Source organism: Nitrosomonas sp. (assembly GCF_020852615.1).
Lineage (GTDB): Bacteria > Pseudomonadota > Gammaproteobacteria > Burkholderiales > Nitrosomonadaceae > Nitrosomonas.
Window position 1 is genome coordinate 1 of sequence record NZ_JADZAJ010000033.1, and the last position, 17954, is coordinate 17954.

Genomic DNA, 17954 nt, shown 5'->3' on the forward strand with positions numbered 1-17954 from the left:
AGGCCGTACGCCGCCGGTTTCTGATCTGCAGAAATAGCAAAAGCACTCTCGCTGCGCGCAGCGTGTGCAGCCTGCGCGCACCGGTCGTTCCTCTGCCGGAAATCGAGGTATTCAATACAGAGCATCCTGAAACGACCACGGATGCTCATCATGAAATCACCCCGTCCCACCCTGCCCGATACCGGCTTTGTACGGTTACCGCAGATTCTGTCCCTGATCCCCATCAGCCGCTCCGCGTGGTGGGCGGGCATCCGGGAAGGCAAATTCCCCCAAGGCATCAAGCTCGGAGCCAAGACCACGGTCTGGCGCGCTGAGGACATTCGCGCCCTCATCGAACGCTCGCGCTGATCCGGGCGATGACGATGAGCGCATCCATCCTTTCCCCAGACGGAGTAGTAGAGAACGACCGTCACCACCCTCACGACCATCACGGCGTCGAGGTGGATGCAGCGGCTATTCCGGCTCCGGCAGTGGACACCGATCCCGCTGGCGTGATCGAGGCGGCGCTGATCCGCTTGGCCGACGACGTGGGCGTGCTGGCCGAGGAGGACGTGGTGCGTGCCTTCGCCATCCTCAAGGCCACCGATCAGCCCAGCTATTTGCGCCTGCGCCACGCCGCCAAGAAGGCCAACCGCGAGTGCTCGGTAACGCTGCTCGACAAGCTGGTGCGCGCCGAGCTGCCTGCCTGCGATGACGACGCCAGCGCGCTCGATGAGTTGGTGGCACTGGCCCGCACGCAATGCCGTGGCAGTGATCCCGATGCCCGGTCGGCGCGAGGTGTGGCGGGTGTATTCCTCGGGTTTTGAGCAGTGGCTGCGTGCTGCCTATTGGCGGGCCAAGGAAATAGGCGTACCGGAAGCCACGATGAAGTCGGCGCTGGCCACGCTGGCGGCGGCGGGCATCAACGATGGCGACGAGATCGAAGTCCACGTTCGCGCTGCCCGCTGTGACGACGGCTACCTCATCGACCTGGCCGATGAACAGTGGCAGGCCATTCACGTCACGCCGCAGGGCTGGCGCGTGGTCAACGAATCACCGCTGTACTTCACGCGCACGCCCTCGATGCGAGTGCTGCCGATGCCTGCTGCACGCGGCGATGTCGGCCTGCTCTGGCAGCACACCAATATCCCAACGGATCGCCGCGTGATGGTGCTGGCGTGGCTGCTGGATGGCTTGCGCCCCGATACCACATTCCCGGTGCTGGAACTGGTGGGCGAACAGGGTTCGGCCAAGTCCACCACGCAGTCGGTGCTGCGCAGCCTGATCGACCCCAACAAGGTGATGCTGCGCGGTCGCCCCAAGACGGTGGAGGACGTGATGGAAACCAAGCGCCCGGTGATCTTGAACGGCATCGCCGTGGTTGCCACGCGGCCCGATCTGATCGACCGAGTGATCCACGTCGATCTGCCGACCATTGCCGCCGATGCCCGGCGCGACGATGCCGACACGCACACGGGCTGGGAATGCGATCAGCCCGCGGTGTTTGCGGGCCTGCTGGATTTGTTCTCGGCGGCGCTGGCGATTCTGCCGACGGTCAAGCTGACCCACAAACAGCGCATGGCCGATTTTGAACGGCTGGGCGAGGCGGTGGCGCATGCCCTCGGGTTCGCGCCCGGTGAATTCCAGCAGCAGTACGCCGAGCTCGTGCGGGCAGGTATCGACCGGGCGCTGGAGAGCAACGCCGTCGCGCAGGCCTTGGACAAATACCTCGCAGATCGCATCCTGCCGATCCACTGGCAGGGCACGGCCGGTCAGCTCTACGACCTGCTGAACACCCACAGCATCCCCGACCGCAACACTTGGCCGCGTTCCCCGAAGGGGCTGGCCGATCAGTTGCGCCGCATCGCCCCGGCCTACCGCGCCAAGGGCATCGACATCAGCCACCAGGGCCACAGCCGCGACGGTGCGCTGTGGCGCATCGCGCACATCCGCAATTCAGGCATTCAGCACGCCACGCCGCCCGGCATCCCTTCCTCAATGGGCGGCATTCGCTATGGAGAACACAAATGAACGTCAGTCCCTTCAATAAGAAGGCTGCCACAGCGGCCAACCCGAAACCCGCCAAGGCCGCATCGCCCGTGAACGAGATCGGAGATGTCAGCGCCGTGGCGCAGATGTTCGAGCGCCTGCGGCAGCAGAACGCCAAGTATGACCAGGCCATTGCCGCATTGGTGGCCGCCAACCGCATCACCTCAGGCTGGGACAAACCTGCCGAGCCCGAGATGACGCTGACCATCCAGCGTGAAATGCTGCGGGCTTTGGGTGATGCGGATGCGCTCATCAAATTCGATCAGGAGCACCAGCAGGCACTAGCGCAGGAACAGGCCGCACGCGTCCAAGCCACGCAGCAGATGCTGGAAGCGCCGACCCGTGTCAAGGCGCTGGAGCAGTACATCAACGATCTGGCCGGGCAGATGGTGGCAGGGATGGATGAAGCGCTGATCGATCAGGAAATCCGCCGCATCTTCCAGCCCAGCGCACAGCGAATGCTGGAGGCCGCCAAGACTTTCGTTCAAGCCTGGCGCGAGATGCAGAGCGTGGAGGCGGTACTGCTGCAGCGCGTGCGCCTGACCCACACCCGCGTGACGGGAGATGCCTGCACCTGCTATGACCACGAGCTGATTGGACGGGCACGCGATGGCGAATTGCTGCCGACCTTGATCGCCGGACTCACGTTTGAAGAGTTGCGTGACCTCAACGATGCATTCACCCGCACCGACAGCGAACTGGTCACGGCGCTGGACAACACCCTGCGCAGTGCAGGCTTTGACGGCTGGGGGCTGAAGGTCTACCACCCCAAGGCCAAGAATGATGAGCGCCGTATCTACGCGCCCGATTCCAATCCGCCCAAGAAGCACCTTGATCCCGGCCACGACCTGTCGACCGTCGTACGTGTGGATGTGTGAGGGAGGCCGTGATGGAAATCCAACCCTCCCGCCAGTACCAACCCAGCCGCATCGGGCCGCTGTCGCCACGCATCGCCCCCGGGCCAGACGTGCTGGATCGTCAGTTGATCCGGCAGCAACGGCTTCCACCGGCAACGCGCCCAACCTTCAATGACGACGGTGTGGGCGTGCTGCCACCCGTATCACAGGCACCGTGGAGCGCACCTTCGCACAGTGTGGCGAATTGGCCTCCGACCCCACTTGTGCGCAGGCCGCGCCGTGCGCGAATCCAGTGGCCGTGGTGGTGGCGCTGATTGTGCATGGCCGCGCGCATCGAGCGCCGCCTCACGCGTTGGTGGCAGCTGCGCATCCAACGGCAACAGCAGCGACCAAGGCCACGACGCAGGTGAAACGGGTCCTTCCTCGCCACAAAACCATGCGGGGGGCGCGAGCGCGCTGCCCCGCCAGCGACAAGCCCCGCGACAGGGTTACCAGTTACCACCGGCGGTTACCACCCGGCACCGCGCCGGGTTACCACCTTCAAGGAATACGAAATGAACACCACGACGAACACATCCAGCAGCACTACCCCTATCACCAGCCAGCGCCTGCCCCAGTGCAGCCCGGAAGTCGAGCAGCGCGTGCTGGCTTGGATCAACAGCGGTCGCCTGCTGGCCTGGATTCCCATCATCAGCCAGCAGAACTTCCCTGAAGTGCCGCTCGAGGTTCTGGTCTATGCCGACCAGTTCCAGCACGCGCTGCGCAAACCCATCCGCCAACCGCAAGACCTGCTGGATTTGCTCGAGGGCGTGACCGGCTGGCTGCTGCCGATGGAGGACGAGGACATCGATGTGGCCTGTGGCGTCTGGCAAGGACAGGTCTACATCCTTGGTATCAAGGACTCCCGCACCGGCAAGGTGCAAACCCTGTTGGGCGAACGTGACGACGGTGCGACAGCAATGTCCGCCCAGAGCGCGGTTTGACTTGGCTTGTGGCCGCCACAGCGCGTTCATTCACCTGTCTCAACAACGGGAGATTCACACTCATGGAAACACAACACACGGGCAGCGTGCGTGCGCAACTGGCGGCGCTGCCGTCCCTGCCAATGGCCGAACTCTGGGCGCTGTGGGATCAGCACTTTGCCCGGCGGCCCAATCACCGCAATCGCAATTACGTCGAGTCGCGTCTGGCCTACCGCATTCAGGAGCAGGCCTACGGCGCGCTGCCCGGCAACCTGCGCAAGATGCTGGTCGAGGCCGGTGCCAAGCATTCCAAGATCAAGACCACCGCCGGGCGCGGCACGCAAACCCTGCTGATGCCCGGCACCACGCTGATCCGCGAATGGGATGAGCGCGAGTACCGCGTCACCGTCACCCCGGATGGCCTGTACGAGCTCAACGGTCAGCGGTTCAAGAGCCTGTCGGCAGTGGCGCGCCACATCACTGGCACGCAGTGGAGCGGGCCAAAGTTCTTTGGCCTGCGCGGCGGCAAGGAGGCGGGGCTGTGGCGAGAGTTGTTCCCTGCCGAGCAGTGCCGACTGGCGCAACTGCTGATCGAGCGCGTGGTGATTGCCGACGGCGGGCTGGAAATCATCTGGCGCGATCAGGGCTGGCAGGAATTGGCCGGGGAACTGCTGCCGGGCAGCATCGGCGCGGACTTGCAGGAATGGGAGCAGCAGGAGGAAACAGTATGAAGCCGAAAGTGCAGACCTTGGGTGCAGCCGTCGCCCGCGAACGGCGGGATGGTGCGCAGATCAAAATCTCCACCTTCATCCCACTCAAGATCCGCAAGCGTGGCGGCAGCAAGGTGGTAATTCGCCCCGACGGCCAACTGGATGCGCCGGGGAAAATTGCCACGCAGATCGACCAGCCCTTGCTGGTGGCGCTATCGCGGGCCTTCTACTGGCAGCAACTGCTCGACGACGGCGTGGTCGGCAGTGGCAGCGAGATCGCTCAGCGCGAAGGCCTGCACCACTCGACGGTCAACGAACTGCTGCGCCTGACGCTGCTGGAGCCCGCCATCATCCAGAGCATCCTGGCCGGGCAGCAGCCCCGGTGCATGAGCTTGCTGTGGTTCCAGCGCAATCCGCTGCCGATCGACTGGGTGGCACAGCGGGAGGTGGTGGCAGCGTTCGATGCTTGACCGCTGGCCTTGGTTGACAGTGAACCGCGCGCGTAAGTGGTTGATTTTGCTAGAGCGCCATCTGCGCCTACCCGCAAGCCAAACAGAGAAAAGAGACGGCTCTGGCGGAGAAAATGGCCGATTCCGGGCGTTTCGGCAGATAGCCACCCGCAGCACTGCTGGCCGGAACCCCGCGTGGTGCGGGGATTTCAGGCAAGAAAAAGGGCCCGGAGACTATCCGAGCCCTTGTGATTGGTGGAGGCGGCGGGAATTGAACCCGCGTCCGCAAGTCCTCTACAGACAGTTCTACATACTTAGCCATGTTATTTGATTTAACCTGACATCCGCCAACCGGCAGGCTGATGACAGGCGAGTCACCTATTTTTTAGCACCCTGTAAAGTAACCCTGCAAGGCGCGATCCTCGTTAATGACTCCACTGTCTGTTGCCAGACCCGGCGTTGAGGCCCACCGGCGTGGAGTTTAGCCGGATTAAGCGGCTAAAGCGTAGTTTTCGTCGTTTGCGACTATTTTTTTTCAGCTGTTTTACGAGGATACTGAACCTCGGTATGCCCTGCGCTGCTTTGCAACCCACGTCGAAACCGGATCGCCCCCGAACATGAATTCGTAACGTATAAGAGCTGGTGTTGATGAGAAAGTTCAACCGGAGGATTGTAACAGATTAAATATAGTGCAGCAGATCACCCGGGTGATCTATCAGCCCGGAAGCGCCCCATGTTTCTGGTGGTGCGCTGTTGCCAAGATAGCCGTAGAGTGCCACGATGGGCTTCATCCCGGCAGCGAGACTGGCCTGTACGTCACGAATATCATCTCCCAGATAAATACAGCGATCAGGCACTGCGTTTATCTGCTGGCAGGCGGTAAGTAACGGCTCCGGGTGGGGTTTGGTGTGGGCGGTATCATCTCCACTGATAATGCATCCTGCGCGATGATGTAACCCAAGCAGGTGCATAAGCGGCCGGGTAAACCTGGCTGGCTTGTTCGTGACAATTCCCCATGGAATTGCCTGGCTGTCCAGTTGATCAAGCAATTTGGCAATGCCCGGAAACAGGCACGTATCCTCACATAACTGTTCTGTATAAAGGGAGAGAAATTCTTCCCGCATGGCCTGGTATGCGGAGTCCCCCGGTTTCAGGTTAAAACCAAGCTCCAGCAATCCGCGTGCCCCGGCAGAAGCAACGGTACGGATCAGTTCAATCGGCAGCGGTGGCCGGTTACGGGCAACACGCTGCCGATTAAGCGCGCGACCAAGATCCGGTGCGGTATCCGCAATAGTGCCATCAAAATCGAATAAAACGGCTTTGATCATCCGTCGTGTTTGTGTACCGGTCTCAATCAGGCCTGAAATGCCATGATGTAGTTAACGCTGGTGTCTGCTTCCAGAGCGTAGATTTTTGTGATCGGATTATAAGTCATGCCGATGATTCCAGATTCCATAAGTCCGGCGGTACGAGCCATGTGCGCGAGTTCAGAAGGCTTAATGAATTTTGCATATTCGTGTGTTCCTCGCGGCAGCAGGCGAAGAATGTACTCAGCACCGAGGATGGCATAGAGATAGGATTTCGGATTGCGGTTCAGCGTTGAAAAAAATACCCATCCGCCATTTTTCACAAGTCGCGCGCATGACTGGATCACACTGGCAGGATCCGGTACATGTTCCAGCATCTCCATACAGGTAACAACGTCATAATGATTCGGCTGTTCTATTGCAAGCGCTTCTACGGTTATTTTCCGGTACTCCACCTGATTGCCGCTTTCCAGCAAATGCAATTTGGCAACTTTCAGCGCCTTATCTCCCAGGTCAATTCCCGTTACGACAGCACCCTGTGTTGCCATGGCTTCTGACAAAATCCCGCCGCCACAGCCGACATCAACAACCGTTTTCCCGCTTAACCCTGCAATTTCATTGATATAACCCAGACGAAGCGGATTGATTTCATGCAGTGGCTTGAATTCACTGTTTGGATCCCACCAGCGGTGTGCCAGTTGACTGAATTTTTCCAGCTCCGCCGGATCTGCATTAATACCGTCATTCTTCATACAATTTACTTACCTGAAATTTAACTGGAAAACAGCACCAGGGTTTTTCATACCAAAAAGCCCTGCACACTGGCAGGGCTTTTTACTGATCCGAATGATTGTGATACGAATTTCAGTTAACGGTTTCTCTGGTACCGGCAACTTCAATTTCTACACGACGATCCGGTGCCAGGCAGTTGATCAGTGCCCTGGTTGCCTTGCTTCCTTTGCAGGAATCACCTGTTACCGGGTTGGCTTTACCCTTGCCATCAGTAAAGATGCGATCCGAACCGATTCCTTTGGAAACCAGATAGCTTTTAACTGCTTCAGCACGCTTAACTGACAGATTTTTGTTGTACGCTTCCGAACCAATACGGTCAGTATAACCAACCGCGATGATCAGATCATAATTGACACCTTCCAGGTTGGCTGCGAAATCATCCAGCGCCTGCTTACCTGCCGGTTTCAGGATTGCCTTATCAAAATCAAACAGCGCATCAGCCGAGAAAGATACTTTTTCAGGCTCGGTGACAACAGGGGCGGGTACCGGCGCTTCAGCCACTGTCTCAGGCTGTTTAACCAGATCAGGATCACATTCATAAATGGCCTTGGCAGGGGTCCAGTAGCCGGTACGCCAGCACAGGCCGGTTGAGTTTCTGGCAACAACACCATTATCATCTGCAGCATAGGCTTCAGGCTTATCGGCTGCACTGAAACCCTGTCTCTCTTCCCCGTGTGAATTGGCCATTACCGCGCCGGATGCCAGCAGCCCGGGTAAAATAACGGCTCCTATCAGATATTTCCTGGCAAATGTCAATTTTTTCATGCTATTGTCCTTATCCTTAAGTATAAAAATCCTCTACTAACCACCCTACGCACCCCATTTATACGATCATTCGCACTGTCACGGCGCTCCCGCTCACCACAATCAGCGTAACTGTTCGTACACTACTGGCGGGGATTATGAGTTGATCCTTTTATCTTTGTCAAACCTGAGTGTGTCTTTAATACAACACTGTATCAAACCAAATGATGCGGTATAAACAAAGCATATTTAACAGAAAGATTTTTACAAACAATGAGATAAATATGGAAGCAGCCAGGCTGCCTTTTTAACAGCCTGTTAACCGGAGCTGTCGCCGAAGCGAGTACACTATTATGCAAAATAGATAACAGATACCATCGTGATTTCAAATAATACCGATCCGGTTATTGAAGTAACCGGCTTAAACCGCAAGTTTGGTCAGCGTGTCGCCGTACAGGACGTGAGTCTGAAATTGTACCGTGGTGACATTCTCGGATTTCTGGGTCCGAATGGTGCCGGAAAAAGTACTACCATGCGGATGCTGACCGGTAATCTGGCGCCCGGCAGTGGAAATGTGCGCATTTGCGGCATAGATCTGCAGGATAACCCGCTCGAAGCAAAACGCCATATTGGCTATTTGCCTGAAATCCCGCCACTCTATAAAGAACTGACTGTTGATGAGTATCTGTGCTTTGCTGCCCGGCTGCATGGTTTTACCGGATCAGCGCTGCAAATCGCGCTGGATGAAGTAAAACAACAGTGTGAACTTACTGACGTAGGGAAACGACTGACTGGTATCCTGTCAAAAGGCTATCAGCAGCGGGTTGGAATTGCCCAGGCAATTATCCATCGCCCGCCACTGATTATTCTGGATGAACCAACAGCCGGACTTGATCCAAACCAGATACAGAAAGTACGTACACTGATTCGGGAGCTGGGCAAAACACACACCATCATTCTGTCTTCCCACATCCTTCCGGAAGTGGAAAGTGTCTGTAACCGCGTGCAAATCATGCACCAGAGCAAACTGGTACTGGATGACAGTCTGGATAATCTGAAACAGCAGAACATGAATCTGGAAAATCTGTTTACCCAGCTTACGGCCGGAGATATATCTGCCGGGGAGTCAGTGCAATGATGCTGCTTACCATCACCCGCAAGGAACTGAAACTGTTATTTGCATCGTCGCTGATCTGGATTTTTCTGGCGGGAATGCAGCTGATACTGGCTTGGGTATTTCTGGGGCGATTAAACACCTTTCTTGAAATTCAATCCCAGCTGACACAACTGGCCAATCCACCCGGCGTCACTGAAGTCATCATTTCGCCGGTATTTTCCGTAGCCTCTCTCGTACTGCTGGCAGTCACCCCGGTACTGAGCATGCGCCTGTTTGCCGAAGAACGTCGCAACCATACGCTACCCCTGCTGATCTCTGCCCCAATTTCCATATCCGCGATCGTACTCGGCAAATTTCTGGCGCTGATGATCTTCTTCTGCCTGGTGCCACTGCTGATCGTGATACTGGCGGCATCATTGCTGACCGGGGGAATACTGGATTTCGGCCTGCTGGGCAGCAATGTGATCGGCCTGATTCTGCTGGCAAGCTGTTTTGCTGCACTGGGGCTGTATATTTCCAGCCTCACGTCACACCCGGCTGTAGCGGCACTGGGCAGCCTGGGCGTACTGCTGTGCCTGTGGGTTATGGATATCATGACCATCGGCCCGGAAAGTGCCACACGCCATTTTTCACTGTTCAGACATTTCGAGAATTTCAATATCGGCCTGATCGACTCGTTCAGTCTGGCTTTTTTCCTCCTGTTCACCATTATTTTTCTGGTGTTGACCATCCGTCATCTGGAAAATGAACGACTGCATGGCTGAGTTTTCCATCCAACCGGTTTTTTATGGCCCTCTTTAATAAAACGTTATGGCTACGATCCCGCTGGCAGAACAGCGTATTCATCGCCCTGTTTCTGGCACTGACGGGAATGCTGGGGTATCTGGCACAGGAATTCCGCACTCAGTGGGATTTCAGCCAGAACAGCCGCAACAGCCTGAGTCAGGCCAGCACTGATCTGCTGAAAAAGCTCGATGGTCCGTTACACGTTACGGTTTATGCCACACAGCAGGATCTGCAGCTGGGCGATATTCGCGGGATCATTGGTAACTTCATCAGCGTATATCAGCGCATAAAGCCCGACCTCACTCTGGATTTCATTGATCCGGTAAAACAGCCGCAGGAAGCACAATCTGCCGGTATCAGGCTTAATGGTGAAATTGTTATTCACTACAATGATCGCAAAGAGCGCCTTACTTCGATCAACGAACAGGCATTTTCAAATGCGCTGGTTCGACTGGCACGTACCGGAAAAAAACAGCTGCTGGAATTATCCGGCCACGGTGAACGGAAAATGGACGGGATCTCCCAGCGTGATCTGGGCAATTTTGGTAAAAAACTGCGGGAAACCGGTTTTGACAGCAAGCCATTCAGCTTCACCGAACAATCAGAAATTCCCGGCACCGGTGTGCTGGTCATTGCATCCCCGCAGGCTGACCTGCTGGAAGGTGAAGTAAAACAGATTCTGGATTATCTCGCCCGCGGCGGAAATCTGCTGTGGCTGGTCGATACCGGTTCATTAAACGGACTGCTGCCACTGGCCGAGAGACTGGGAATCATGTTTACCCCTGGCACAATTGTTGACCCGCAGGCAGATAAATTAAGATTGCCAATCACATTTGCGCTGGGCACACTCTACGGCGCCCATGCCGTAACGGAAAACTTTGATTACCTCACTGTCTTTCCTCTTGCGCGCCAGCTTATTCCGGAAGAAAACAGCGACTGGCACAGCGTTATCCTGACAGAAGCCGCACCGGAAGGCTGGGTGGAAACCGGTCCGCTGGAAGGTAAAATTACTTTTGACAAGGAAAATGATGTGGCAGGTCCGATTGCTGTCGCAGTGGCATTAAGCCGGGAAGCAGAAGATCGCGAACAGCGGATTATCGTTGCCGGCAGCGGGCATTTTCTGGCCAACGGTTATCTTGGCAACGGCGGCAATCTGGATCTGGGCATAAACATGATCAACTGGCTTGCCGGTGATGAAGCATTTATCCCGATTCAGCCGCGTGTCACCCGTGACAGCCGGCTGGCACTGAACGAGCTGCAGCTAACGCTTATCGCTACCGGCTTTCTGATTCTCCTTCCGCTGGTGTTTCTGATCAGCGGGATTGCAATTAGCTGGTATCGCAAGCGCAGATAATGCACGATCCGGTTTCTGCTGCTTTTTTCCGCTCCCAGCCCGACCATGCCGGAATTACCTGAAGTCGAAATTACCTGTCGCGGAATCAGCGCACATCTGGCTGGCAGAGTCATTACACAGGTCAGCATTCGCAACCCTGTTTTGCGCTGGCCTGTTCCTCCCGGGCTGACCACCCTGTTACCCGGACAGCAGATCCGCATGGTTACCCGGCGGGCAAAATACCTGCTGCTCACCTGCAATCAGGGCACGCTCATCCTGCATCTGGGCATGTCAGGCAGTTTGCGCGTGCTGCCGGCATCCACCCCGCCCCAACGACACGAACATTTCGATCTGCAGATGGATAATGGAACGATGCTGCGTTTCCGTGACCCGCGGCGGTTTGGTGCCATATTATGGTGGGAAGGAAATGTCCAGGAGCACCCACTGTTGCAGAAACTGGGCTCGGAACCCCTGAGCGACGCCTTCAGCGGGCAATTTCTGCATGAAAAGACACGTGGCCGCAGTGTCAGCATCAAGGAGGCACTGATGAATCAGCACATCGTGGTCGGAGTGGGAAATATCTACGCCAATGAAGCCCTGTTTCATGCCGGTATTTCTCCATTAGTCGCGGCCGGCAGTTTAAATATGGCGCACTGTGAACGGCTGGCTGATGCTGTCAGGGCAACTTTACAGCGCGCAATCGAGGCCGGGGGCAGCAGCCTGCGCGATTTCACGGATTGCGAAGGCAGCCCCGGCTATTTTCAGCAGCAATACTGGGTATACGGGCGAGCCGGCCAGCCATGCCGGCAATGCGGAGGGCTCGTGAGTAAAACACGGCAGGGCCAGCGATCCACTTTCTTTTGCGCACAGTGCCAACAGTAAAAACTGTCTGATCCCTGCCCGGATTCAGTCAGCAAACTGCTGCAGCCAGGTATCCAGCAGCTGACACAGCGCTGCAACCGGACGATACCCCGCGGTAATCAGATAGCGACCCGATCCATGTTCTATCACAAGTGCCGGGAACCCGCTGATTCCCCATTGTGCCGCACGCTGAAAACCTGCCTGCGTTTGCTGTTTCGCTTCATCTGACTGAAACATCGCAGCAAACCGTGATTCCGGTATGCCCAGATCCACTGCAAGCTTTTTCAGGACGGCAAACCGGGTAACGTCCTCCTGCCGGACATAAAACGCCTGCTGAATTGCGGCAAACAGAAGAAACACCCTGTCCGGCTCAATCAGTGAAACGCTGACAACAGCCCGGCAGGCAGGCTCGGTGTCATAAACCAATCCCTCCGGTAAAGCATTCTCAAAAGTGAAGGACTGGCCGGTAGCCGCGTGTACTGAATACCAGTGATGCAGGATCTGAGCTCTTTTTTCCGGCAAAAGCGGTGTATCCGTTCCCGGCCGCAAGCCGCCCGGCAGCACCTTCACCGTTAACGCTGCCGCATATTCCTGCCGGATTGTTTCGATTACCGGTGCAAACCCCCAGCACCACGAGCACATTGGATCGGCGATATACCACAGAACCGGTTTTTCCATGGCTGCCGGCAAAATATGTCAGGCTGCGCTGCGGGATGCACGCTTGCGCTCGTGTTCCAGCAGGAAGCGTTTACGGATGCGGATACTTTTGGGTGTAATCTCGACCAGCTCGTCATCTGCAATGAATTCGATGGCTGATTCCAGCGTCAACTGGATTGGCGGCGTCAGCACGACAGCCTCATCATGTCCGGATGCCCGAATGTTAGTCAGCTGCTTGCCCTTGATCGGATTGACGACCAGATCATTCTCACGACTGTGGATGCCAATCACCATACCTTCATACAATGGCTCCCCGGGACTGACAAACATGCGTCCGCGCTCCTGCAGCTTCCACAGCGCGTAAGCCACAGCCTCACCCATTTCCGCTGAAATCAGCACGCCGTTTTTGCGTGAGGCCATATCCGGCCGCATTGGTGCGTATTCATCGAAAACATGGCTCATAATGCCGGTGCCGCGCGTCAGTGTCATGAATTCAGACTGGAATCCAATCAGACCACGTGCGGGAATACGGTAATCCAGCCTGACCCGGCCGCGCCCGTCACTCACCATATCCAGCAGATCACCGCGACGTGTTCCCAGCACTTCCATTACCGAACCCTGGTTGGCTTCATCAATATCAATGGTCAGCACTTCAAACGGTTCGCATTTCACACCGTCAATTTCACGGATGACCACTCTGGGACGGGATACCGCCATCTCATAACCTTCACGACGCATGTTTTCGAGCAGAATGGTCAGATGCAGTTCACCACGTCCGGAAACCAGAAACGAATCGGTTTCACCGGTTTCTTCCAGTCGCAACGCCACATTGGTCAGTAATTCCTTTTCAAGCCGTTCACGCAGCTGGCGGCTGGTTACAAACTTGCCTTCCCTGCCTGCAAAAGGCGAAGTGTTGACCTGAAAATTCATTGAAAGCGTCGGCTCATCGACCACCGGCATCGGTAATGCCTCAGGGCGGTTAATATCTGCCAGTGTCGTTCCGATACTGAGTTCCTCAATACCGCTGACCAGCACAATTTCACCGGCAGCAGCCTCGCTCAGCGGAACCTGCTCCAGCCCGCGAAAACCGGAAACCTGGTTGACCCGCGCCTTTTTCGGTGTCTGGTTACCCGTCAGCACCATAACGTCCTGCCCCGGCTTCAGACAACCGCGACTGATTCTGCCAATACCAAGACGCCCGACGAAACTGGAATAATCAAGCGCACTGATCTGCAGCTGCAGCGGCTGATCAACTTCTCCCGTCGGCTCCGGAACATGCTTGAGAATCATGTCAAACAACGGGCGCATGTCACTGCAGGGCTGATTTGGATCGAGCGTGGCAAAACCGTTGAGTGCGGAAGCGTACACCACCGGAAAATCCAGCTGCGCCTCGGTGGCATTCAGTTTGTCGAACAGATCGAATGTCTGGTTTACCACCCAGTCCGGCCGGGCGCCGGGCCGATCAATCTTGTTAATGACCACGATCGGGCGTAAACCGGCAGCCAGCGCCTTACGGGTCACAAACCGGGTTTGCGGCATCGGGCCTTCAACAGCATCCACCAGCAGCAGTACACCATCGACCATTGACAGCACACGCTCAACCTCACCACCAAAATCAGCGTGGCCCGGGGTATCCACGATATTGATATGGACACCGGCATAGTCGATTGCACAATTCTTGGAAAAAATCGTGATCCCGCGCTCACGCTCAATATCGTCCGAATCCATCACCCGTTCAGCGATGTTCTGGTGCGCGGCAAAGGTGCCGGCCTGATGCAGCAGCTTATCCACCATTGTGGTCTTGCCGTGGTCCACATGGGCGATAATGGCGATATTACGGAGCAGGCGTGTCATAATTGAAAGTTCCTCAGGAGTCGGTCCGGGCAATCCCGGACAAACCGTGAATTATATCAGCGATCGAACATCCTGACTAATCAGAGTGTTATCTGCTGGTAGCAGGATTTGTTCAAACCCCGAAAAAGCATGTTTACAGGAATCATTGAAGCCGTTGGCAGCATCAGACACATTCACCCGGAAAAGGATGCAATGCGTATTCACATCGACCCGGGCAGGCTGGATCTCACGGATGTTGCCATTGGCGACAGTATCGCCGTCAATGGCGCCTGCCTCACTGTCACTGCGTTTGATACGGGATGCTTCACTGTTGATGTATCCGGCGAAACCCTGAGCTGCACGCACGGGCTGGATATACCAGGCAACCCGGTCAACCTGGAAAAAGCACTGCGGTTTTCCGACCGGCTGGATGGCCATCTGGTCAGTGGTCATGTAGAAGGGATCGGTGAGGTTGTTACATTTGCACAGGCGGGTGATCGCTGTCTGCTGGCCATCCGGCCGCCATCACAACTGCTCAAATACATTATTCCCAAAGGATCAATTACTGTGGATGGCGTCAGCCTTACCGTGAATCAGATCAGCACCGGACAGATTGAAATCAACCTCATCCCCCATACATTGGCCAATACAACGTTCGGGCAGTTTGCGCCCGGCAGGAAAGTGAATCTGGAAACCGATATGATAGCGAAGTATGTGGCACGGTTACTTGAACAGGCACAAGGCAGACAACAATGAGGCGGCAGTCATGACAATTTCTCCGATTGAAGAGGTTCTGGCAGATTTCAGGGATGGGAAAATGGTTATCTTCATTGACGAGGAAGATCGTGAAAATGAGGGTGATCTGGTTCTGGCCGCTGACTTCGTTACACCAGAGGCCATCAACTTCATGGCCAGATACGGCAGGGGGCTGATCTGCCTGACCCTGACAGAAGAACGCTGCCACCAGCTCAGGCTACCCATGATGGTGGCAGACAATCATTCACCGCTTGGCACCAATTTCACCGTTTCCATTGAAGCGGCCAGCGGAGTAACAACCGGTATTTCCGCTGCCGATCGCGCCCGTACTGTTCAGGCAGCCGTCAAGGCTGATGCCAGACCGGAAGACCTGGTTCAACCGGGCCATATTTTCCCGCTCAAGGCACAAAAAGGCGGTGTGCTGGCACGTGCCGGCCATACCGAAGCAGGTTGTGATCTGGGACGCCTGGCCGGTCTGACTGAATCTGCTGTCATCTGCGAGATTCTCAAGGAAAATGGTGAAATGGCACGGTTGCCGGATCTGATTGAATTTGCCGGCAAGCACTATCTTAAAATCGGAACCATTGCTGATCTCATCCAGCATCGCAGCCGCACGGAAAGCCTGGTGTCACGCATTACCGAACGCCCGCTGCAGACCGCTCACGGTGAATTCAGGCTGATTGCCTACCATGATAAGATTGCCGGCGTAACCCACCTCGCACTGGTAAAAGGAATGTGGGACGCCAGCGAAGAAGTGCTGGTGCGCGTGCACGAGCCGCTGTCAGTGATCGACCTGCTGGAAGTGGACGACCTCAGCCATTCCTGGAGCATTCATGACGCCATGGCTGCCGTTGCCCGGGCTGGAAAAGGTGTTGTGGTCCTGCTGAGCCGCAAGAATGATGCCGGCGTGCTGACTGAGCGGATCCTGCAGACCAGGCCGCGCCAATCCGACAAACCCGTTCCGGATTTACGCCAGCATGGCATCGGCGCACAAATTCTCAGAGACCTGGGCATCAGTAAAATGCGCCTGCTGGCCGCGCCCCGCCGTATGCCCAGCATGACTGGCTTCGGCCTGGAAGTCACCGGCTATCTGGAACCGGAAAACCGTATTCACAAATAAAGCCGTTTTTTCTATCAGTAGTCCGATAAGTCGATCTCAACAAGGAGGTACATGTTATGTCCTACTACGACAATATTCTTGAAATAGATTCAAACCTCGATGGAAACGGACTGTGCGTCGGTATTGTCATGAGCCGTTTCAATCTTGATGTGAGCGAAGGATTACTGGGGGCCTGCACGGCAGAACTGACCAGACTGGGTGTACAGGAAGCAGATATCGTTCTGGTAACCGTACCGGGGGCGCTGGAAATCCCGGTGGCCCTGCAGAAACTGGCCGCATCGGACCGGTTTGATGCCCTGATTGCACTGGGTGCCGTCATTCATGGCGAAACATACCATTTTGACGTGGTGGCGAATGAATCAGCACGCGGCCTGATGACTGTCGGGCTGGAATACAGCCTCCCCATTGCAAATGGTATTCTCACCACAGATGATGAAGATCAGGCCACGGCCCGCATGGCTGAAAAAGGCGCTGAAGCCGCACGGGTTGCGGTTGAAATGGCCAATCTGGTATTAACGCTGGACGAAATAGATCAATCTGCACCTGCATAATCCTAAAAACCTCAGTTGGACTGGGCAGAAGTTGCCTCTTTCCGGGTGCAGGGCAAGACGCAACAACGCGGAATGGTGTTCCCTTCCGGGGAGTTGCAACGCAGGCCATACACCCGGGAAAAGGTGCAATCCCGCCTGTGGCGAACTTACCAGAGAGGTGAATACGAAAATGGAAATAAAGTTGAAAATTATCATGATGTTAAGGCAACAAACAAGCAGTCAACCGGGGTTTTTAGGATAATGTCAACTGAAGCTGCTCCACCGTCAAAACCGGAACAGGCCCCCAAGGGCTCAACGGGTCTTCAAAGCCCCAAAAGCTATAAAAACCGCCGCCGTCTGTCACGTGAACTGGCTTTGCAGGGAATTTACCAGTGGCAGATCGCCGGTGGCAGCGCCCGGGATATTGACGCACAACTGCAGCAAGTCAATTTTTACGGCAGAGCAGATGGCTCTTATTTCACCGATTTACTGCAGGGTGTTCTGCAGCACGCCCCTGATCTGCAAACACAGCTTCAATCCCATCTTGATCGGCCTATGGCCGAACTCAGCCCGGTAGAATGTGCCATTCTCCTGATCGGGGCCTATGAAATGGCGCACCACCCGGAAATTCCCTATCGCGCCATCATCAATGAAGCCATTGAACTGGCGAAAAGCTATGGCGGGACAGATGGCCATAAATACATCAACGGCGTGCTGGATAAACTTGCTGCCAGGTTACGCGCCACCGAACTGCAACAGTCACCTTCTCGCAACCGGTCGCCCGACTAAGTCGCTGCCCGCAAGGGATCCTCTGAAAAACAAGCAATCATGAATTCAGAGTTTGACATCATCCATCGCTACTTCACCCGCCCATCCCGCAACGCCGTGCTCGGGCCGGGGGACGATGCTGCACTGATTGCCTGCAAACCGGGAATGAACTGGGCGGTATCAGTGGATACACTGGTTGCAGGACGACATTTCTTCTCTGATACCGAACCTTATGCGCTGGGGCACAAGGTACTGGCGGTCAATCTTTCCGATATGGCCGCCATGGGCGCCACACCGCGCTGGATAACACTTTCCCTGACGCTGACCGAAACACTGGCACAGGA

General features: G+C 56.0%; 21 protein-coding genes and 1 other RNA gene. 16 read left to right on the forward strand and 6 right to left on the reverse strand.

Going from position 1 to position 17954, the window contains the following annotated elements; translation table 11 throughout:
- Window positions 1–150: 150 nt before the first annotated feature.
- The 7 genes from IT527_RS08185 (at window position 151) to IT527_RS08215 (ending at window position 5027) form a co-directional block, all read left to right on the forward strand.
- Entirely contained in the window at window positions 151–348 is a 198-nt protein-coding gene (locus IT527_RS08185; RefSeq protein WP_292968046.1) for an AlpA family phage regulatory protein, read from the forward strand.
- Between the two features lie 14 nt (window positions 349–362).
- Window positions 363–806 carry a hypothetical protein gene (locus IT527_RS08190; protein WP_292968047.1) on the forward strand — a complete coding sequence of 148 codons (444 nt, stop codon included), beginning with the start codon at window positions 363–365 and terminating at the stop codon, window positions 804–806.
- Window positions 745–2010, forward strand: a complete 1266-nt coding sequence (locus tag IT527_RS08195) for a hypothetical protein (RefSeq protein WP_292968048.1) — start codon at window positions 745–747, stop codon at window positions 2008–2010. The genes IT527_RS08190 and IT527_RS08195 overlap by 62 nt, the downstream gene beginning before the upstream one ends.
- A complete protein-coding gene (locus IT527_RS08200; RefSeq protein WP_292968049.1) occupies window positions 2007–2906 on the forward strand; it encodes a hypothetical protein in 900 nt (299 codons plus the stop codon). The genes IT527_RS08195 and IT527_RS08200 overlap by 4 nt, the downstream gene beginning before the upstream one ends.
- Before the next feature lie 533 nt (window positions 2907–3439).
- Window positions 3440–3868, forward strand: coding sequence for a hypothetical protein (locus IT527_RS08205; protein WP_292968050.1), 429 nt, complete (start codon window positions 3440–3442; stop codon window positions 3866–3868).
- A 62-nt stretch (window positions 3869–3930) separates the two neighbouring features.
- The gene (locus IT527_RS08210; protein ID WP_292968051.1) at window positions 3931–4578 is read left to right on the forward strand and encodes a DUF2924 domain-containing protein; all 648 of its coding nucleotides are present in this window, start codon (window positions 3931–3933) and stop codon (window positions 4576–4578) included.
- Window positions 4575–5027, forward strand: coding sequence for a site-specific recombinase resolvase (locus tag IT527_RS08215; RefSeq protein WP_292968052.1), 453 nt, complete (start codon window positions 4575–4577; stop codon window positions 5025–5027). The genes IT527_RS08210 and IT527_RS08215 overlap by 4 nt, the downstream gene beginning before the upstream one ends.
- A gap of 232 nt (window positions 5028–5259) precedes the next feature.
- On the opposite strand, the gene ssrA is transcribed toward IT527_RS08215, so the two are convergent.
- From ssrA to IT527_RS08235, 4 genes are all read right to left on the reverse strand, one after another.
- Window positions 5260–5619, reverse strand: a transfer-messenger RNA (tmRNA) gene (gene ssrA / locus IT527_RS08220).
- Window positions 5620–5686: 67 nt separating this feature from the next.
- Window positions 5687–6334 (reverse strand): HAD-IA family hydrolase, encoded by a 648-nt coding sequence (locus IT527_RS08225; protein ID WP_292968053.1) that lies wholly within the window; start codon window positions 6332–6334, stop codon window positions 5687–5689.
- Window positions 6335–6360: 26 nt separating this feature from the next.
- Complete coding sequence (gene ubiG / locus IT527_RS08230; RefSeq protein WP_292968054.1) at window positions 6361–7065, reverse strand: bifunctional 2-polyprenyl-6-hydroxyphenol methylase/3-demethylubiquinol 3-O-methyltransferase UbiG; 705 nt, start codon at window positions 7063–7065, stop codon at window positions 6361–6363.
- Between the two features lie 112 nt (window positions 7066–7177).
- Window positions 7178–7870, reverse strand: a complete 693-nt coding sequence (locus tag IT527_RS08235; RefSeq protein ID WP_292968055.1) for an OmpA family protein — start codon at window positions 7868–7870, stop codon at window positions 7178–7180.
- A gap of 358 nt (window positions 7871–8228) precedes the next feature.
- Here IT527_RS08235 and IT527_RS08240 point away from each other — a divergent pair, with 358 nt between their 5' ends.
- The 4 genes from IT527_RS08240 to mutM are packed head-to-tail and all read left to right on the forward strand — an operon-like array spanning window position 8229 to window position 11967.
- Window positions 8229–8987 (forward strand): ATP-binding cassette domain-containing protein, encoded by a 759-nt coding sequence (locus tag IT527_RS08240; RefSeq protein WP_292968056.1) that lies wholly within the window; start codon window positions 8229–8231, stop codon window positions 8985–8987.
- Complete coding sequence (locus tag IT527_RS08245) at window positions 8984–9730, forward strand: ABC transporter permease subunit (RefSeq protein WP_292968057.1); 747 nt, start codon at window positions 8984–8986, stop codon at window positions 9728–9730. The genes IT527_RS08240 and IT527_RS08245 overlap by 4 nt, the downstream gene beginning before the upstream one ends.
- Window positions 9731–9753: 23 nt before the next feature.
- The gene (locus IT527_RS08250) at window positions 9754–11106 is read left to right on the forward strand and encodes a GldG family protein (RefSeq protein WP_292968058.1); all 1353 of its coding nucleotides are present in this window, start codon (window positions 9754–9756) and stop codon (window positions 11104–11106) included.
- A 45-nt stretch (window positions 11107–11151) separates the two neighbouring features.
- Window positions 11152–11967: a bifunctional DNA-formamidopyrimidine glycosylase/DNA-(apurinic or apyrimidinic site) lyase gene (gene mutM, locus IT527_RS08255; RefSeq protein ID WP_292968059.1), complete on the forward strand. Its 816-nt coding sequence runs from the start codon at window positions 11152–11154 to the stop codon at window positions 11965–11967.
- Window positions 11968–11991: 24 nt separating this feature from the next.
- Here mutM and IT527_RS08260 read toward each other — a convergent pair whose 3' ends face one another.
- Both IT527_RS08260 and typA read right to left on the reverse strand, forming a co-directional pair.
- Window positions 11992–12624, reverse strand: coding sequence for a DsbA family protein (locus tag IT527_RS08260; protein ID WP_292968060.1), 633 nt, complete (start codon window positions 12622–12624; stop codon window positions 11992–11994).
- An 18-nt stretch (window positions 12625–12642) separates the two neighbouring features.
- Window positions 12643–14457: a translational GTPase TypA gene (gene typA / locus IT527_RS08265; protein ID WP_292968061.1), complete on the reverse strand. Its 1815-nt coding sequence runs from the start codon at window positions 14455–14457 to the stop codon at window positions 12643–12645.
- Window positions 14458–14586: 129 nt separating this feature from the next.
- Between typA and IT527_RS08270 the strand changes: the two genes are divergently transcribed.
- The 5 genes from IT527_RS08270 to IT527_RS08290 all read left to right on the forward strand — a co-directional run.
- Window positions 14587–15192 carry a riboflavin synthase gene (locus IT527_RS08270; protein WP_292968062.1) on the forward strand — a complete coding sequence of 202 codons (606 nt, stop codon included), beginning with the start codon at window positions 14587–14589 and terminating at the stop codon, window positions 15190–15192.
- A 10-nt stretch (window positions 15193–15202) separates the two neighbouring features.
- Window positions 15203–16312, forward strand: a complete 1110-nt coding sequence (gene ribBA, locus IT527_RS08275) for a bifunctional 3,4-dihydroxy-2-butanone-4-phosphate synthase/GTP cyclohydrolase II (RefSeq protein ID WP_292968063.1) — start codon at window positions 15203–15205, stop codon at window positions 16310–16312.
- A 56-nt stretch (window positions 16313–16368) separates the two neighbouring features.
- Window positions 16369–16863, forward strand: coding sequence for a 6,7-dimethyl-8-ribityllumazine synthase (ribH, locus tag IT527_RS08280; protein WP_292968064.1), 495 nt, complete (start codon window positions 16369–16371; stop codon window positions 16861–16863).
- A gap of 237 nt (window positions 16864–17100) precedes the next feature.
- On the forward strand, window positions 17101–17631 hold the full coding sequence (gene nusB / locus IT527_RS08285) for a transcription antitermination factor NusB (protein ID WP_292968066.1): 531 nt from the start codon (window positions 17101–17103) through the stop codon (window positions 17629–17631).
- 39 nt (window positions 17632–17670) lie between these two features.
- The coding region (locus tag IT527_RS08290) for an AIR synthase related protein (RefSeq protein WP_292968065.1) at window positions 17671–17954 on the forward strand (284 nt) is incomplete at its 3' end.

Excerpts from the sequence above, each read along its gene's own strand:
- IT527_RS08185 (WP_292968046.1), top strand. The coding sequence starts at position 151 with ATGAAATCACCCCGTCCCACCCTGCCCGATACCGGCTTTGTACGGTTA.
- IT527_RS08190 (WP_292968047.1), top strand. The coding sequence starts at position 363 with ATGAGCGCATCCATCCTTTCCCCAGACGGAGTAGTAGAGAACGACCGT.
- IT527_RS08200 (WP_292968049.1), top strand. The coding sequence starts at position 2,007 with ATGAACGTCAGTCCCTTCAATAAGAAGGCTGCCACAGCGGCCAACCCG.
- IT527_RS08205 (WP_292968050.1), top strand. The coding sequence starts at position 3,440 with ATGAACACCACGACGAACACATCCAGCAGCACTACCCCTATCACCAGC.
- IT527_RS08210 (WP_292968051.1), top strand. The coding sequence starts at position 3,931 with ATGGAAACACAACACACGGGCAGCGTGCGTGCGCAACTGGCGGCGCTG.
- IT527_RS08215 (WP_292968052.1), top strand. The coding sequence starts at position 4,575 with ATGAAGCCGAAAGTGCAGACCTTGGGTGCAGCCGTCGCCCGCGAACGG.
- IT527_RS08225 (WP_292968053.1), bottom strand. The coding sequence starts at position 6,334 with ATGATCAAAGCCGTTTTATTCGATTTTGATGGCACTATTGCGGATACC.
- ubiG (WP_292968054.1), bottom strand. The coding sequence starts at position 7,065 with ATGAAGAATGACGGTATTAATGCAGATCCGGCGGAGCTGGAAAAATTC.
- IT527_RS08235 (WP_292968055.1), bottom strand. The coding sequence starts at position 7,870 with ATGAAAAAATTGACATTTGCCAGGAAATATCTGATAGGAGCCGTTATT.
- IT527_RS08245 (WP_292968057.1), top strand. The coding sequence starts at position 8,984 with ATGATGCTGCTTACCATCACCCGCAAGGAACTGAAACTGTTATTTGCA.
- IT527_RS08250 (WP_292968058.1), top strand. The coding sequence starts at position 9,754 with ATGGCCCTCTTTAATAAAACGTTATGGCTACGATCCCGCTGGCAGAAC.
- mutM (WP_292968059.1), top strand. The coding sequence starts at position 11,152 with ATGCCGGAATTACCTGAAGTCGAAATTACCTGTCGCGGAATCAGCGCA.
- IT527_RS08260 (WP_292968060.1), bottom strand. The coding sequence starts at position 12,624 with ATGGAAAAACCGGTTCTGTGGTATATCGCCGATCCAATGTGCTCGTGG.
- typA (WP_292968061.1), bottom strand. The coding sequence starts at position 14,457 with ATGACACGCCTGCTCCGTAATATCGCCATTATCGCCCATGTGGACCAC.
- IT527_RS08270 (WP_292968062.1), top strand. The coding sequence starts at position 14,587 with ATGTTTACAGGAATCATTGAAGCCGTTGGCAGCATCAGACACATTCAC.
- ribBA (WP_292968063.1), top strand. The coding sequence starts at position 15,203 with ATGACAATTTCTCCGATTGAAGAGGTTCTGGCAGATTTCAGGGATGGG.
- ribH (WP_292968064.1), top strand. The coding sequence starts at position 16,369 with ATGTCCTACTACGACAATATTCTTGAAATAGATTCAAACCTCGATGGA.